This window comes from Parvimonas sp. M20 (genome assembly GCF_035282425.1).
Taxonomy (GTDB): Bacteria; Bacillota; Clostridia; order Tissierellales; family Peptoniphilaceae; genus Parvimonas.
Map to the genome: position 1 here is coordinate 1 of NZ_JAYKBQ010000233.1, position 253 is coordinate 253.

The 253-nt window shown below is 63.2% G+C and carries 1 protein-coding gene; it reads left to right on the forward strand.

All coding sequences use genetic code 11. From position 1 onward, the window contains the following. Positions 1 to 241: endonuclease V (locus VJI93_RS09075; protein WP_324009370.1), on the forward strand; the 241-nt coding region annotated here is incomplete at its 5' end. Between the last annotated feature and the right edge of the window lie 12 nt (positions 242 to 253).

Here is a 253-nt window from a genome sequence, read left to right on the forward strand (position 1 = left end):
CGAACCGGGCGCGCTGGCCCCACTGATGGATAAAGGCGAGCAGCTGGCCTGGGTCTGGCGCAGCAAAGCGCGCTGTAACCCGTTGTTTATCGCTACCGGCCATCGGGTCAGCGTGGACAGCGCGCTGGCGTGGGTACAACGCTGCATGAAAGGCTATCGTCTGCCGGAGCCAACGCGCTGGGCGGACGCGGTGGCCTCGGAACGTCCGGCGTTCGTGCGCTATACAGCAAATCAGCCCTAATTCAGGTAAACT